15 protein-coding genes are annotated in these 15,377 nt (G+C 42.0%); all 15 read right to left on the bottom strand.

Going from position 1 to position 15,377, the window contains the following annotated elements; genetic code table 11:
* Positions 1 to 89 precede the first annotated feature (89 nt).
* The 15 genes from ABD873_RS01505 to ABD873_RS01575 all read right to left on the bottom strand — a co-directional run bounded on the left by ABD873_RS01505 (position 90) and on the right by ABD873_RS01575 (position 15,259).
* Complete coding sequence (locus tag ABD873_RS01505) at positions 90 to 2,321, bottom strand: multicopper oxidase family protein (RefSeq protein WP_425568657.1); 2,232 nt, start codon at positions 2,319 to 2,321, stop codon at positions 90 to 92.
* Between the two features lie 55 nt (positions 2,322 to 2,376).
* The gene (locus ABD873_RS01510; protein WP_072885944.1) at positions 2,377 to 2,832 is read right to left on the bottom strand and encodes a heme-binding domain-containing protein; all 456 of its coding nucleotides are present in this window, start codon (positions 2,830 to 2,832) and stop codon (positions 2,377 to 2,379) included.
* Positions 2,833 to 2,864: 32 nt separating this feature from the next.
* Positions 2,865 to 3,281: a hypothetical protein gene (locus ABD873_RS01515; protein WP_078797523.1), complete on the bottom strand. Its 417-nt coding sequence runs from the start codon at positions 3,279 to 3,281 to the stop codon at positions 2,865 to 2,867.
* A gap of 24 nt (positions 3,282 to 3,305) precedes the next feature.
* On the bottom strand, positions 3,306 to 3,830 hold the full coding sequence (locus ABD873_RS01520; protein WP_345063682.1) for a DUF305 domain-containing protein: 525 nt from the start codon (positions 3,828 to 3,830) through the stop codon (positions 3,306 to 3,308).
* A gap of 10 nt (positions 3,831 to 3,840) precedes the next feature.
* Positions 3,841 to 4,506, bottom strand: coding sequence for a DUF3347 domain-containing protein (locus ABD873_RS01525; RefSeq protein ID WP_002993266.1), 666 nt, complete (start codon positions 4,504 to 4,506; stop codon positions 3,841 to 3,843).
* 6 nt (positions 4,507 to 4,512) lie between these two features.
* A complete protein-coding gene (locus ABD873_RS01530) occupies positions 4,513 to 6,633 on the bottom strand; it encodes a heavy metal translocating P-type ATPase (protein WP_345063689.1) in 2,121 nt (706 codons plus the stop codon).
* 14 nt (positions 6,634 to 6,647) lie between these two features.
* The gene (locus ABD873_RS01535) at positions 6,648 to 7,178 is read right to left on the bottom strand and encodes an AAA family ATPase (protein ID WP_091098856.1); all 531 of its coding nucleotides are present in this window, start codon (positions 7,176 to 7,178) and stop codon (positions 6,648 to 6,650) included.
* A gap of 18 nt (positions 7,179 to 7,196) precedes the next feature.
* Positions 7,197 to 7,502 (bottom strand): phosphoribosylpyrophosphate synthetase, encoded by a 306-nt coding sequence (locus tag ABD873_RS01540; protein WP_072885940.1) that lies wholly within the window; start codon positions 7,500 to 7,502, stop codon positions 7,197 to 7,199.
* Positions 7,503 to 7,516: 14 nt separating this feature from the next.
* Positions 7,517 to 8,392, bottom strand: a complete 876-nt coding sequence (locus ABD873_RS01545) for a DUF3347 domain-containing protein (protein WP_034735069.1) — start codon at positions 8,390 to 8,392, stop codon at positions 7,517 to 7,519.
* Between the two features lie 268 nt (positions 8,393 to 8,660).
* The gene (locus ABD873_RS01550) at positions 8,661 to 8,840 is read right to left on the bottom strand and encodes a hypothetical protein (RefSeq protein WP_034735070.1); all 180 of its coding nucleotides are present in this window, start codon (positions 8,838 to 8,840) and stop codon (positions 8,661 to 8,663) included.
* A 263-nt stretch (positions 8,841 to 9,103) separates the two neighbouring features.
* Positions 9,104 to 9,325 carry a heavy-metal-associated domain-containing protein gene (locus ABD873_RS01555; RefSeq protein ID WP_002981097.1) on the bottom strand — a complete coding sequence of 74 codons (222 nt, stop codon included), beginning with the start codon at positions 9,323 to 9,325 and terminating at the stop codon, positions 9,104 to 9,106.
* A 99-nt stretch (positions 9,326 to 9,424) separates the two neighbouring features.
* A complete protein-coding gene (locus tag ABD873_RS01560; RefSeq protein ID WP_200122292.1) occupies positions 9,425 to 11,842 on the bottom strand; it encodes a heavy metal translocating P-type ATPase in 2,418 nt (805 codons plus the stop codon).
* Positions 11,843 to 11,930: 88 nt separating this feature from the next.
* Positions 11,931 to 12,449 (bottom strand): helix-turn-helix domain-containing protein, encoded by a 519-nt coding sequence (locus ABD873_RS01565; RefSeq protein WP_425568658.1) that lies wholly within the window; start codon positions 12,447 to 12,449, stop codon positions 11,931 to 11,933.
* Between the two features lie 115 nt (positions 12,450 to 12,564).
* Positions 12,565 to 14,568, bottom strand: a complete 2,004-nt coding sequence (locus tag ABD873_RS01570) for a heavy metal translocating P-type ATPase (protein WP_425568659.1) — start codon at positions 14,566 to 14,568, stop codon at positions 12,565 to 12,567.
* A gap of 73 nt (positions 14,569 to 14,641) precedes the next feature.
* A complete protein-coding gene (locus ABD873_RS01575; RefSeq protein WP_345063720.1) occupies positions 14,642 to 15,259 on the bottom strand; it encodes a transglutaminase-like domain-containing protein in 618 nt (205 codons plus the stop codon).
* Positions 15,260 to 15,377 lie beyond the last annotated feature (118 nt).

A 15,377-nucleotide genomic window follows, 5' to 3' on the forward strand; every position in this document is an offset into this window, starting at 1 on the left:
AGTCTTTGCGAATTACACCTGCATCACCTCCTTTTTTTTACCGATATTTTTTTACGGTTATGCAGTTTACAACCCTTAGTTATTTAATTTTAATAAGTCAATGCCAGCCCCACACCAAAGCCCATATCGCTATCATAGTGGGTACGTATACCTATATTCTTATTAATGATATACCTAAGTTCTCCCATATACTCTAAGTCGGTATTCACCATAAAACCACCTCTTAGTCTTTTTGAAATTGGTATATCTTCACGCATTAACTGCAATCTCACAATTCCATCATGATATACTTCTGCCTGAAAATTGACCAGCATAGGCAATGTATACATAAACCCTAAACTGAACGCCCTGCGGGTGTCTTTCTTGTTGGTTTGTCCAAATATGTTCTTTTCGTGTTCATCTTCTCCCATTTTACGGTAGCGGTAATCAAAACCTACAAAGGGCATGAACCATTGCATCTTTCCAATGTATCTACCTAAATGGGTTTCTACTTCATAACCGTGCATACTATTATAGCCTAAACGCCATTCTGTACCTAATGACCATCTTGCATTTTGCAACATCGCTCCACCGTCATTTCCATTCGTTGCAAAGTCGTTTTCAATCATAAAGTGAGGCATATTGCTTTCCCTTTGCAGTTCTTTATAGGCTTTTGCTTTATCGGGTAAATAGGGATTTTTGTAATCTCCAACTTCAAACACCCTGTTCATTCCTGCCATCATATGATAAAGAATATGGCAATGGAAAAACCAATCACCTTCCTCATTTGCTAAAAACTCTATAGTATCCGTTTCCATCGGCATAATGTCCAATACATTTTTCAAAGGCGATTTTTCTCCCTTACCGTTAATAACCCTAAAATCAAATCCGTGGAGGTGCATGGGATGACGCATCATGGAATTGTTATAGATGGTAATCCGTAATATTTCTCCTTTTTTTACAGGTATTTTGTCAGTTTCCGAAAGTATTTTATTATCCATGCTCCATACATAGCGGTTCATGTTGCCAGTAAGTGTGAATTTCAACTCTTTTACAGGCGCATCATTTGGAAGAGAGGTGTTATAAGGCGATTGCAACATAGCATAATTTAATGTTTTGATGTCTCCCAAGGCATTAGCGTTGTAACGGTTAGCGTCGTTATCCATGTCCATACCCTCATGCTTACTGTGGTCTGCTTTTTTTGTTGCATCTCCGGTAATTTCGGGATACATCACTACATTCATGTCCATTTGGTTAAGGCTCATCTTCATGCCCATATCGTCCAAATCGCCATTCATTTTCATCATATCGTTCATCATCTTCATCCCCTCGAAATACTTCAATCGTGGGAGCGGGGAAATAAGCTGTTTGACCCCATCACCTATAAATAAACTCGCAGATTGTGTCCTGTCTTCGGTTGTTGCTAAGAACTCGTAAGCCAAACCATCTTGAGGGATAGTCACTACAATATCGTAAGTTTCAGAAACGGCAATGATTAACCTGTCCACCTCTACAGGCTCAACATCATTCCCATCACTCGCTACTACTGTAATTTTTCCTCCAGCATACCTTAGCCAGAAATATGAAGACGCCCCTCCATTGGAAACACGCAATCTTACTTTGTCGCCTGCTTTTAGCTTTTTACCATCAATTGTTTTCAAATCGGTGCTATGGCTACCATTTATTAGGACTTTATCATAGTAAACATCACTAACATCCATTGCCAGCATTCGCTTCCATTCATTCTTTACTTTCACTCCAAATTTCCCTTCTTTAATCGCTTCAACGTATGATTGTGTAGCCTCTTTTTTGATAGCAGCCCAATCGTTGGCATTATGCAGCATCCTGTTAATGTTGTCGGGGTTAAGATTTGTCCACTCACTTAATATAATTGGAACGGTCGGCAAATCGTCAATTCCTTGTCTGAATGTCTTATCATCGCTTCTTTTCTTCATGATAAAACTTCCGTACATGCCAATCTGCTCCTGCAATCCTGAGTGGGAATGGTACCAGTGCGTACCATGCTGGATAATCGGAAAACGGTAGGTGTAGGTTGTGCCCGGTGCGATGGGTTTTTGTGTAAGCCAGGGCACACCGTCTTCTTTATTGGGCAGGAACACACCATGCCAGTGAAGTGATGTGCTTTCTTTCAATTGGTTGTGCACCACTATTTCGGCAGTGTCGCCCTCCGTAAAAGTTAGGGTGGGCATGGGGATTTGCCCGTTTACGGCAATGGCTCTTTTTTCTTTCCCGGCATAGTTTACCAATGTGTCTTTTACATACAATTCGTAACGCACTACTTTCTGTGCGAATAATGTTTGTGTGCAAAGCAGTATCAGCACTGTTTGCAAAATTCTTATAGGTATTTTATTATATCTGTTCATGATTTGAAAAATTTTATTTAATGCTGTCTTCCATTGTGCTAAACCACGCTATCAAAACCTGCTTATCCTCCGGTGACAATACTGCATTGCGATGAATTAGTGTGTATGATGACAACGGCATTTCCCCGTCCTTAACCTGCCCGGCCATAGCCCTGAACTTGTTTCGCTGCCTGCGGACAGAATAGTCGCCAAATTCGCTAAAGTTGAGTTCCTCTTTCCCCTTTTTTATATGCTCTGCCATGTACCATGCGCCGGGCTGGATACGGCTGTACCACGGATAATGGGTATTGTTGCTATGGCAGTCATAACAGGACTGAACAAGGATAGCCTTTACATTTTGGGGTACGGTGTACACCCTTTCGATATGGGTGGCTGGCACTTCAACCGCCTGGTTCCGTAAGGGCTGAAAGAACTGTATGGCAATCAGGACGACAGCCAGCCCCAATATGATTTTCTTCTTTATGGTCATAATTATTTTATTGTGGCTTCATCTTTTTGTGTCTACTGTTTTTTCACATACTTGGCATAATTCTCCTTGTTTTCAAAATAAGAAACTTCACCGTTATTTCCTGTCACAGCAATCACCGCATTAGCTTTGTCTACCTGCTTATGGGAATAGGGGTCTATCGCCATCCGCACGGTCGCATCTTTTGGAATACGTTCCTTACACATTTCGCAACATCCGTAATAGGTTTTACCATCAAATTTTACGTCAAACTGCCTTTTGCCCATATAGGCATCGTTGACCATGCAGACTTCATCCGATGGAACCAATTCACCTATTTGGTTACTATGCCCGTGGCTTTCCGGAGTTGCCTGCGAATGCTGTGTCGCTTCATCCTTATTTGACCCTACCTGTCCGCAAGCGGTGAATAGCAGGGCTGATAAGGAAATAAAGCCGATTATTATTTTGCTCATGTCGAAACTGTTTTTTAAATTTTATTATTTACTTTCTTCAAACTCTTTTAGCTTGCGCTTCATCAGTTCAATTTCTTCCGCTTGGGTTTTAAGTATGTTTTTTTGCAGCTCTATCAGTTCCGGGTCGGTCAGGTGTGCCTTTTCGGACATCAATATGGCTGCTGCGTGATGGGGTATCATACCCTTTGCAAACTGCTTGTCCCCGACATTGATTTGTTCCCTGATACCAAACCATGAAAAGATGCCAACGGCAACCGAGATGATGGCTATCGCCCAATTCATCTTCCTGTTGGGGTACATCACTTTCATTATCGCTAATTCGATAAGCAGCATTGCCGAGGTCATCAGCAGGGTCATGTACAGGTTATTGATATTGGGTATCAGGTTCTGCCACTCGTCAATCATGGCGTACATGATAAAATACATCACTGCGAACATGGCGACAGCCATCATCGCAAAGCGTTTGTACATGCCCGAAGCATGTTTTGGATTGTGCGTGCCATGCTCCGAGGCATGACCCGCATTGTGATTGTTTTGCATATTTTCCATAACCCGAAATTTATTTGCTGTTAATTGTTTTTTCCACCTTACCGCAGGTCAGCATTTTAGAACCGTAGTAAGGGTTTTTGATTTCCTTGTTTTCGCTGAACCAAACAGCACCCTTACCGTCATTGAACATCGGGCAATGGTCCTGATACAATGTTTGCGATGTACCGAACAAATCAATCAGGTCTTTCAAATCTTCGCCAAGCGAGGCCAAATGTTCCCGCTGGTGGTGGATGTTGCCGACATTTTCCCCGATATGTTCTGCGTGTTCTTTAGCATCGTCCGCTATGTCCATGTACTTTTTGTGCTTATCGGCAGGAACGGCTTTCATGTCCACTTTATTCAGGGTAGCTAACAGCTTTTTCCCTGAACTGGCGGCAGCTTTGTCATCGTCCGAAACAAGGGCGTTCTTTAAGGACAGATAATCGGTAACTATGGGCGCAATAGAAAAGTTTTTTGCTTCTTCTTTTCCTGTTGCTTTTGCTTCCTGACCGCTCGGAGTTTCACTCACAACGGGCGCAGCTACCGTATCATCCTCTTTTGGTTGGGAAGCTGACTGTTCTTGTGATACAACAGCAGTATCACTTGAAGACTGCTCGTTTTTGTTGGATGCCTGATTGCATGATACTGTTACAAATGCCATGATAACAGCAATGATTGATAATGTTAGATTTTTCATTTTTATTTATTTTTTGATTTTTAAAAAACTTGCGTTAATAGCCACTACAATGGTGCTTACACTCATCAGCACAGCACCCATAGCGGGACTTAAAACAAAATTCGGATAGAGTACGCCTGCCGCAAGCGGTATTGCCACCACGTTGTAGCCAACCGCCCATATCAGGTTCTGTACCATCTTTTTGTAGGTAAGTTTGCCGAAGTCAATCAGTTTGACCACATCCCTCGGGTCGCTGTCTACCAATATGATATCCGCTGTTTCGGCAGCCACGTCCGTACCGGAACCCACGGCAATGCCCACATCTGCCTGTGCCAGTGCAGGTGCATCATTTACACCATCACCAGTCATTGCTACGATTTCGCCTTTTGCCTGAAACTCCTTTACTTTCTCCTGCTTGTTGTGCGGAAGCACATTAGCCAAATACCCGTCCATACCCAATTTTCCGGCTACGGCAGCAGCAATCCTGTCGTTGTCCCCGGTGAGCAGAAAGGACTTGATGCCCATTTTTTTGAGTTCCTCAATCGCCTGTGCCGAACCCTCACGGATGCTGTCTGCCAAAGTAATGATGCCGATTACCCGGTCATCAATGAGGACAAAGTTGACCGTTTCGGCTTCCTGATTGATTTCGCTTGGTATTTCCGGCAGGGAAAGGTGGTTTTCGGTGAAATAATTCGGGCCGCCAGCTACGACATTTTTCCCGTTCACAACACCTTTAACACCTATGCCCTGCATATAGCTGAAGTTTTCAGACTTCCATAAGGCAAGGCTCTTTTCTTTCAATGTAGCCATAATGCCTTTGGCGATATGGTGTTCCGAATTTTGCTGTACTGCGGCAGCATACTGGATAACCTCATCGGCATTATATTCGTCTGTTAACGGTATAACCTTTTCTACGGCATGGGAACCTTTGGTGAGCGTTCCGGTCTTATCAAAAATGACGGTGGAAAGTTTTCGGGTGGATTCAAATGCCGTACGGTTGCGGATGAGCAGGCCATTGGTCGCCGAAAGCGTTGTGGAAATGGCGACCACCAACGGGATAGCCACGCCCAATGCGTGCGGGCAGGCCGTTACCATTACCGTCACCATTCTTTCAAGCGCAAAGGCAATATCTCCACTGCTTGCATACCAATAGGCAAATGTGCCTATGCCCACGGCAATGGCAATAAAGGTGAGCCATTTGGCAACTTTGTCCGCAAGGTTCTGTGTATTAGACTTAGTAGCCTGCGCTTCCTGCACAAGATTGATAACCCTGTTCAGGTAGCTGTCTTTTCCCACGGCTGTTACCTTAACTTTCAGCGCACCATCGCCATTGATAGAGCCTGCGATGACCTTTCCGTCCTTTTCCTTTTTTACGGGAACACTTTCCCCGGTAAGCATACTCTCGTTGATATACGAAAGCCCCTCCAGTACCAATCCATCGGCTGGAATTTTTTCTCCCGGTTTTATGATAGCCGTTTCACCGCTTTGCAGGTCTTCGAGCTTTATCTTTACAGCTTCTCCGCCACGTTCCACGGTAACATCGTTGGGCAGCAAAGCCACCAATGACTGTAATGCCCGTGAAGCAGCCATTTGGGAACGCATTTCCAGCCAATGCCCTAACAGCATGATGTCAATTAGGGTTGCCAGTTCCCAAAAGAAGTCCATACCCTGCAAGCCAAATACAACGGCTACGGAATAAACATAGGCTACGGATATGGCAATGGCAACAAGTGTCATCATCCCTATGGCTTTGGCTTTCACCTCGCCAATCATTCCCTTTAGGAACGGTAAGCCTCCATAGCAATAAATCACCGTACCCAATGCCAGCAGCACATATTTATCGCCATTGAAAGCAAGGGAGAAACCCAACCATTGCTGTATCATGTGTGACAGGAGCAGGATAGGGATTGTAATGACAAGGCTTATCCAAAAACGTGTGAGGAAATCGCCTGTATGATGCCCCTCATGTTTATTAAAGTTTTCGTCAGCATGGCCATGTTGAGAATGCCCGGAATGCCCATGTCCTGATGTGTGTTCATGAGAAGCTGACGCACCGCCAACGGGAACCAATGCCATGCCACAGAGCGGGCATTTTCCCGGTTCGTCTTTTAGCACCTGTGGGTGCATAGGACACGTGTATTTATTCATAATCGCATTAAATATTATAGATTGTTAAGAATGAACTGAACCCTTTCTTCCGGTGGCAGCACAGGCACGTGTACAATCGGAAAAGACAGGGATTTATAAACTTCGATTATAAGAGAATGTATATGGCGTTGTTCACTTTCATTTTCGGTTCTCGCATAATCCTTTACAAGCGGGAGCCTGTCAAGTATAAATACTTTCTTATAATCAACATGCGCTAAAGCAGCATTCAGCAGGGCATCCGGTTCAAGCCTTAAAAAACGATAGTAGGCAAGGGCATCGGGTATAGCCCTATCCAAAAATACCGCTTCCTCCGGGTCGAGCTTTGCTTCCTGTTCAATCTGCATTTTCAGTACGCCTTGTTGAAATTCCAGCTTATTTTCCCTGATTTCCGCTACGGTCTTTCCGCCGATGCTCATCGTTTCTATGTAATGCCGGGCATGTTCTATGGCTGTATTATATCCTTTTTCAGCCAAGAGGTTCACAACCGTAGTTTTACCTGTTGATGGGCCTCCCGTAATGACATACCAATTTGTCCTGTTCTTCATAACAAGGGGTTTTAAAAGTTATGTTGCACTTAATTTTTTTGCCATCTCATGGGTCATTTCTTCGGCATAAGCACCATAGGCATCAACAAGTACGCCTTTATTCTTACCATCATTGGACGATATGGCATAAATCACGGCATTGTTATCAGGACTGCTGTCGAGGCTTTCAAACCTATGGGTTTCCGTAACCGTAAAATCCTCCGGTTTTAGTTTCAGGCTCCTTGACGCACAGAACAGGCAGTCCGGCAACAGACTAAAGTCCATACTGTATCCACGCTGTCTTAGGTCTTTAAGCGCCTGCACCATGTCATTGTACTGTACCATAGCTTTCAGACCTGTTATTTAATGGTTTCGACCGTACTGCCGCAGGTAAGCATCTGTGAGCCGTAATATGGGTTTTTAACAGCATTCTCTTTACTTAGCCAATTGGCTCCCTTACCTCCGTTGTACATAGGGCAGTGCTGGTAATAAACGGGAGTATCCTGTTTAGACACTTTGGCCAGTGTGTAGATGCTTCCCGAAAGTGCCGCAAAAGCACTTCTTTGTTTTGCAACATCTTTTGATTTTGAAATGCTTTCCGCATTGGCCGTCAAGTCCTGCATCACTTTCATCCAAGCCGTATGTTCCTCTGCCGATAGCTTATTCATATCGACTGCTTTAAGGGATGCAGCCAATTCAGCGGCTTTGGCAGATGCGGTCGCCGCATCGGTTTTTATCAAAGCATCTTTCACTGAAAAGTAGTTGTCAAATACAGCCTTTAGCTGTGATTGGTTTTGGGCTGCATCTTTGTTAGCTGCCATTTGACTATGGTCGTGATTGCCATGTCCGGCATTCATGTCCATTCCCGCCTCCTTGTTTTTGGCAACCGTCTTCACTGGTCTATCATACTGGCAGCAACCAGCCAGTTTAGCATATACGTCATCCGGCGCACGGAACTTCTCACTGTCATAACCAGCCAAAGCGATACGTTTCAGGATTTCATCCTGATTTGTTTTGTCGCCGTCATAGGTGAGCGTAGCCATCTTGGTATCTTTGTTCCAGTCCACACTGGCTACCTTTTTTACGTTACCTGCCTTTTCGATGGTGGTTTTGCATATACCACAATTGCCGTAAATCTTTACGGTTTCTGTTTTCGCATTCTTGATTTGTGCGAAGCCGTTTATTGATGATAGTAATACGGCGATTACCATCACTATTTTTGATAATGATTTCATAATAATTACATTTTGAGAAACGGGGGATTGATAAACCCATTTCTGTTTTAAATTTTAAATAAATGATACAAATAGGGGATTTGCAAAAGCCGGAACAGCTTCTGACAGGACATACCTATGGCTATCAGGCCATAGTTTTAGCTTATTTTAGGCGGTAGCCAAATGGAGAAAAAGCCCGAAGAATAGTAGGCTTCTTTGAAACCGAATTTTTGCTTTTTAGCTGCTGCTAAGTGATTTTTTGCCTTTAATTCGATTACGGTTGGGACATTTAGGGAAGTGGTTGAAGCACCGCACCTGCAAGAGCTGTGGGAACAACCGCCCCCGCATTTGTCACTTTTGCATTTTTTACAGGATTTGCTCTTGCAACCTTTTTTATGTTCTGATTTTTTGGATTTCTCCTTTGAGCAGAAAGACTGCTCGGTCTTTGTTGAATTTTTGGAACAGGCATAGCTCTGACTTGGCATCATAAAGAAAACCAAACAGAACAATGTCAAAATGCCTATATGTATTCTATAATTTTTCAACGCAACAAAGTTACAAATTAGATTGGTTTTTTTTATATCGTTTTACGTTTTTTTTGCTATATGGAAAAATAATGCCATATACGCAATAACCTATCGCCTTTTTTCAGAATTGATAAAATGCCCTTTTTCATCAACCCAACCTCATGGAAATTCGGTCGGAAAAAGGGCATTTCAAAAAGGTGCTGGCTTAGGCATCCAAAGGTTCTATTTTGAAGCCTGCCTTTTGCACGGTCGATATTACTTCCTGCTCGGTAATGCCCTCGGACTTCACGGTAAGTACCTTGTCCTTGTTGGCCGTGTCCACTTCCCAATGGCAGATGCCCTCTGCCTTGTCCAAGTGCGGCTTTACAGATGCGATACAACCGCCGCAATTGATGTTCGTCTTGAATTGAAATTGTTTATTTTCCATTGTTTACAAATTTTAGAGTTATCTGATAATGCAAATTTCCGTACTATTCAGTTAGTTATTGTTGTGTAATTTCTTGTTTGATTTGTGAGATTTACTGTTTTATTTCTTCCACTTCAACCGCAGGCTGTTACTGACCACGCTCACGCTGCTCAATGCCATTGCCGCACCCGCAATCATCGGGTTGAGCAGGAAGCCGTTAACAGGGTAAAGGATGCCTGCCGCTACCGGAATGCCGATTACGTTGTAGATAAACGCCCAGAACAGGTTTTGCTTGATGGTGGCTACGGTCTGTTTGGACAAGCGTATTGCCTGCGGTATCTTGGTCAGGTCGGACGAAATGATGGTCATTTTGGCGACGTCCATTGCAATGTCCGAACCTTTGCCCATTGCTATACTCACATCGGCTGTTGCCAAAGCGGTACTGTCATTGATACCGTCCCCAACCATTGCCACTACTTTACCTTTACTTTGTAACTCTTTTACAAAATCGGCTTTGTGCTGTGGCAATACTTCTGCTTTGTAATGCTTAATGCCTGTTTGCTCTGCAATGGCTTTGGCAGTAGCTTCATTATCTCCGGTTAGCATATACAGGTCGATGCCCATATCCTGCATTTCTTTGATAGCCTGTACAGATGTTTCTTTAATCTTGTCTGATATGGCTAATACGGAAAGTGCCTGTTTGCTGTCGGCAAACCAAATAACAGTTTTCGATTGTTTGCCCCATTCATCAGTTTGATTTTGTAATTGTTCCGCAATACTGATGTTGTTTTCTCTCAATAGTTTTTTATTGCCTACAAAATAGGTTTCGTTATTATGATTGGCTTTTGCTCCTTTACCTGTGATACTGTCAAATTGTGTTAAAGTTGTGGTTGTTGCTCCATCCAAGTGTTTTACCACCGCTTCTGCCAATGGGTGTTCGGATTGCTTTTCAATGCTTAATAAAATGTCTTTGGTCGCATCATCATTATTCAGCCATTGAACGCCTGTTACCTCTGGTCTTCCCTCGGTAATTGTTCCTGTTTTATCTAAAATAATGGCATCAACTTTTTTCGCTAATTCCAAACTTTCGGCATCTTTTATCAAAATACCGTTTTCAGCACCTTTACCAACTCCAACCATTATAGCCGTAGGTGTCGCCAATCCCAAAGCACAAGGACAGGCAATAACCAATACCGTAACTGCTGCCAATAGACCCTGAACAACCCCATTATCGCCACCCAAGATGAACCATAATATAAATGTAAGGATAGCGATACCTATCACAACCGGAACAAAAATACCAGCAATCTTATCTACCAACTTTTGTACGGGAGCCTTGCTTCCCTGTGCGTCCTGCACCATTTTGATGATATGAGCAAGCATTGTTTCTTTGCCTACCTTAACGGCTTTAAATTGGAAACTTCCTTTTTGGTTAATCGTTCCTGCAAATACTTTTTCGTTTTCGTTTTTCAATACAGGTACAGGTTCTCCGCTCAACATACTTTCATCCACGTAAGAATTGCCTGAAGTTACCATACCGTCCACCGCAATTTTTTCGCCCGGCTTTACAAGAATAACATCGCCTGCGTTTACATCCTCAATAGCGGTCTGTTTTTCCGTTCCGTCCGTTTGTATCACGATGACGGTTTTCGGCTGCAACCCCATTAACTTTTTAATAGCTGAAGATGTATTGCCTTTGGCTTTTTCTTCCAACAGCTTCCCTAACAGAATGAATGCAATAATAACAGCCGCTGCTTCAAAATATACGTGGGCGTGTAATCCTCTTTGATGCCAAAAGTCGGCAAACAACATATTGAATACACTGAACAGATAGGCGATACCTGTACTCAATGCTACCAATGTATCCATATTGGCTGAACGATGTTTTGTCTGCTTCCAGGCATTGATAAAAAAATCCCTGCCCAACCACAATACAACAGGTGTAGAAAATACCCACATAATTTGATTGGCATAAGGTATATCCATAAATAACATACCTATCACTACTACCGGAAGAGAAAGTATAACCGCCCAAATGGTTTTAGTTTTTAGTTTTTGAAACTTTTGAGTGTGGATGGCTTCTAATGTTTCCTGCTGATTAGTTTCATCTTCAATCAACAAATCGTAACCGATGGACTGTATCGCCTTTTGCAATTTTGAAGCATCAGTTATATTGGGCAGGTACTCAACGGTAAGATTTCCCGTGGCAAAGTTTACAGAAGCGTTTACTACACCTGGTTCGTATTTAACGATGCTTTCAGCACTGCCCGCACAAGAAGCACAGGTCATACCCAAAACAGGAAAGGTGTTTTTTACAGTAGAAACGCCATAACCCAAATCTTTAATTACTTTTACCGCTTCGCCTACAACTTCTGTATTATTTACTGTAATGGCTGCCCTGCGGTTATTCAGTTCTACTTTGTGGGTTTCTATGCCTTTTACCTGTGCCAATCCTTTTTCAACGATTAATGCACAATGCTCGCTTTCTACATCTTCCAACGGAAGATAGATGATTTCTTTATTTTTATTTGTTGCCATTTTCGCTTGCTTTAATTAACAATACAAAATTGGCGATAATATGGATGGGAATTATTGTGGAATTATGGAATGGATTTGTAAGATTTACTTAGACCTTATCCAAAGGTTTTCTTTTATCATCCCGTATTTGCTTGAAATAGCTCGGTGTCAGTCCTGTTACTTTTTTGAATTGGTTGCTTAAATAAGCTACACTCGAATAGTTCAGACGAAAAGCAATTTCACTCAAAGACAGTTCATCATATACCAATAGCTCTTTTACCTTTTCTATTTTTTGGGCTATAAAGTATTTTTCAATGGTAGTACCCTCTATCTCCGAAAACAGGTTGGATAAATAATTATAATCGTGGTGTAATTGACTACTTAACACATCTGAAAGATTGGTTTTGGCATCGTTGTTTTGATGATGAACCAACTCAATAATTATATTCTTTATTTTTTCGATAATTCTACTTTTCTTATCATCAATGAGTTCAAACCCTAATAAAACTAAGGCTTTATCCAATTTATTTTTTTCTTCGGCTGTAGGTTCTTTGCTAAGTACTACTTCTCCAAGTTTTATGTTCTTTACGTTTAAACCCAACTTGTCCAATTCATTTTGTACCACCATAATACAGCGGTTGCAAACCATATTTTTTATAAAGAGTATATTCATTCCTTACTCACATTTATATTCATATCAAACTAATGCACAAATTTACGATTTAAGTTGAACTGAACGTTGTTTAAAACTTCATTCGTTGTATTCTTACTGCATTCAATATAGCCAATAATGCCACACCTACATCAGCAAATACGGCTTCCCACATTGTGGCTAATCCACCTGCACCAAGTATCAATACAATGGCTTTCACTCCAAATGCTAAAGCGATATTTTGCCAAACTATTTTCTTTGTCTGTTTACCGATATTGATTGCCATTGGTATTTTACTCGGCTTATCGTCTTGTATTACTACATCGGCGGTTTCAATAGTAGCATCGCTTCCCAAACCACCCATTGCAATACCCACATCACTTAATGCTACAACAGGTGCATCATTCACACCGTCCCCGACAAAGGCAACGCTTTCATTTTTGGCTTTTATCTCTTTGACTTTGTTTACTTTGTCTTCGGGCAATAAATCTCCAAAAGCATTGTCTATCCCTAACTGCTCCGCCACATATTTTACAACGGTACTTTTATCTCCGCTAAGCATCGTTGCATTAACATTGAGCTTATGCAGTAGGGTTATGGTTTCCTGTGCATCTTCTTTGATACTGTCGGCAATCGTGATGTAACCGACAAATTTGCTGTCGTAAGCAACGGCGATAGTTGTATAAACGATGCTGTTCGGGTCTAAGTCGTATGGTATGCCGAACTTATCCATCAGTTTGAAATTCCCGACCAATAAATCCTTACCGTTTACAGTTGATTTCAAACCGTGTCCGGCGATTTCCTCCGTATTTTCCAATTGGATTTCATTATTCGGTTTCCCCACGTATTCGTGAATAGCGGTCGCTACGGGATGTGTGCTATTGCTTTCCAAAATGTTAACTAATTCCAGAATTTCGGCTTTATCAAATTCAGGATTGAAATTGACTTCCTGAACCTTAAAAACGCCCTCTGTCATTGTGCCTGTCTTATCCATCACTACGTTTTGGATATCGGAAAGAGCATCTAAAAAGTTACTCCCTTTAAACAGTATTCCGTTTTTGCTTGCAGCACCAATACCACCGAAATAACCTAACGGAATGGAAATAACCAACGCACAAGGACAAGAAATAACCAGAAATACCAAAGCCCTGTACAGCCAATCTCTAAACTCATAATTTTCTACAAAGAAATAAGGCAGTAGGCAAATAGCTATGGCTAACAGCACTACAATAGGCGTATAGATTTTTGCAAATTTCCGGATAAATAATTCCGTTGGTGCTTTTTGTGTAGTGGCATTTTGTACCAATTCCAAAATCTTGCTCAACTTACTGTCGGTGTATGCGGTCGTAACTTTTACCTGCGATACGGTGTTGAGATTAATCATCCCTGCCAAAACGGTTTCGCCTTTGTTTTTTGTATCTGGTTTGCTTTCGCCTGTTAAAGCCGATGTATTGAAAGATGCCGTTTCGGACAACAGTTCTCCGTCTAAGCCTAATTTTTCTCCCGGTTTAAGCTGTATAATTTCGCCAACGGCAACAGTTTCTGCCTTTACGGTTTGCGGTTCATTGTTTTTTAAAACGGTTACTTCATCGGGTCTTTGGTCAAGCAAAGATTTGATGTTTGATTTTGCCCTCGAAACAGCCATTGTCTGAAAAACTTCGCCAACGGCATAGAACAACATTACCGCAACGCCCTCGGGATATTCGCCAATGGCAAATGCCCCGATAGTTGCAATGCCCATCAAAAAGAACTCCGAGAAAATCTCGCCTTTGCGAATACTCTCAACGGCTTCTTTGAGTACGGGCAGTCCAACAGGAGCATAAGCCACCACGTACCAAATAATCCGTACCCAATCGGTAAACCACGTCTGCGGAAACCAATTATCCATTGCAATACCTGCAAGCAACAGCGCAAGGGAAATAATGGCGGGAAGAAACATCTTGAAAACATTGTCAGTATCTCCTGAATGCGAATGGTCGTGTCCGTCATCATCACTGTGGTCGTGATTATGCCCGTCATTTTTGTGATGCCCTTTTACCAATTCCTTAGCACCTGCTTTGGTGTAGATTTTTTCTTCCTGTGTGCAACAAGTCATTTTGCCTTGTGCATCGTAAGTATGCTTGTGATTTTTGTCTGTATTTATCATAGCCTTTAATTTTTTAAGTTCGTTACACTTTTTTATTTCTTATTCTTTCTACATTATTATTCATTATATGCCTCACGATATGCTGAAAAATAAACTTCTTGAAAGCGTTCAGTTCTTGTTGATGTTTTGCATAAAACGCATCGGGTGTATCAAAAACGCCAAAGTCCCGATTGATGCCTTTATCCTGAATAAATGTATTATTGAGGTTCCATTCAATCGGCGGGTTCTCAAAATTATCGGTATAAACCCCGAAACCGCAAAAAGTGGTCTTGCAATCACTGTTCTGTTCCTGTAATTTAGTGAGGTACGGTTTATCCAAAATCACGCCCTCCAAAAAATACCATTGCTCGTTTACCCAAACTTCAACCCAGCTATGCAAGATATTCTTAGGCGATAGTCTGTACCAAATACCTGTAATAGCTCCTTTCTGCAATGCCTTGTCAATGGTAAAGCCGTGAATACGGTTAGGTACATCTGTTGCTCTTAACAAAGCCATTAATAAAGTGGCTTTTGTGTTGCATTGTCCGTACCCGTCATTCAGCACCTGCGATGCGGAAATATAATCAGAAACATTATAGCCAAACTTTATTTCGTCCCGTACAAAATTGTAAATGGCTTGAACTTTGGCAACGGTGTCCAAGTTTTCCCACCTCTCTGCTCCAATAGCTTTTGTATGGAAACATTGGAGTAGTCAAGGATTTTTGTTTCTTTAAGATAGGTGTCCATAACACATTTATATTTATAACAAAGTTACACAG

Origin of the sequence: Sphingobacterium thermophilum (assembly GCF_039541675.1) — a bacterium.
Lineage (GTDB): Bacteria > Bacteroidota > Bacteroidia > Sphingobacteriales > Sphingobacteriaceae > Sphingobacterium > Sphingobacterium thermophilum.

What these genes read in the sequence shown, in the direction of transcription:
- ABD873_RS01510 (WP_072885944.1), bottom strand. Translation starts at nt 2,832, where the DNA reads ATGACCATAAAGAAGAAAATCATATTGGGGCTGGCTGTCGTCCTGATT.
- ABD873_RS01515 (WP_078797523.1), bottom strand. Translation starts at nt 3,281, where the DNA reads ATGAGCAAAATAATAATCGGCTTTATTTCCTTATCAGCCCTGCTATTC.
- ABD873_RS01520 (WP_345063682.1), bottom strand. Translation starts at nt 3,830, where the DNA reads ATGGAAAATATGCAAAACAATCACAATGCGGGTCATGCCTCGGAGCAT.
- ABD873_RS01525 (WP_002993266.1), bottom strand. Translation starts at nt 4,506, where the DNA reads ATGAAAAATCTAACATTATCAATCATTGCTGTTATCATGGCATTTGTA.
- ABD873_RS01530 (WP_345063689.1), bottom strand. Translation starts at nt 6,633, where the DNA reads ATGAATAAATACACGTGTCCTATGCACCCACAGGTGCTAAAAGACGAA.
- ABD873_RS01535 (WP_091098856.1), bottom strand. Translation starts at nt 7,178, where the DNA reads ATGAAGAACAGGACAAATTGGTATGTCATTACGGGAGGCCCATCAACA.
- ABD873_RS01540 (WP_072885940.1), bottom strand. Translation starts at nt 7,502, where the DNA reads ATGGTACAGTACAATGACATGGTGCAGGCGCTTAAAGACCTAAGACAG.
- ABD873_RS01545 (WP_034735069.1), bottom strand. Translation starts at nt 8,392, where the DNA reads ATGAAATCATTATCAAAAATAGTGATGGTAATCGCCGTATTACTATCA.
- ABD873_RS01550 (WP_034735070.1), bottom strand. Translation starts at nt 8,840, where the DNA reads ATGCCTGTTCCAAAAATTCAACAAAGACCGAGCAGTCTTTCTGCTCAA.
- ABD873_RS01555 (WP_002981097.1), bottom strand. Translation starts at nt 9,325, where the DNA reads ATGGAAAATAAACAATTTCAATTCAAGACGAACATCAATTGCGGCGGT.
- ABD873_RS01560 (WP_200122292.1), bottom strand. Translation starts at nt 11,842, where the DNA reads ATGGCAACAAATAAAAATAAAGAAATCATCTATCTTCCGTTGGAAGAT.
- ABD873_RS01565 (WP_425568658.1), bottom strand. Translation starts at nt 12,449, where the DNA reads ATGGTGGTACAAAATGAATTGGACAAGTTGGGTTTAAACGTAAAGAAC.
- ABD873_RS01570 (WP_425568659.1), bottom strand. Translation starts at nt 14,568, where the DNA reads ATGACTTGTTGCACACAGGAAGAAAAAATCTACACCAAAGCAGGTGCT.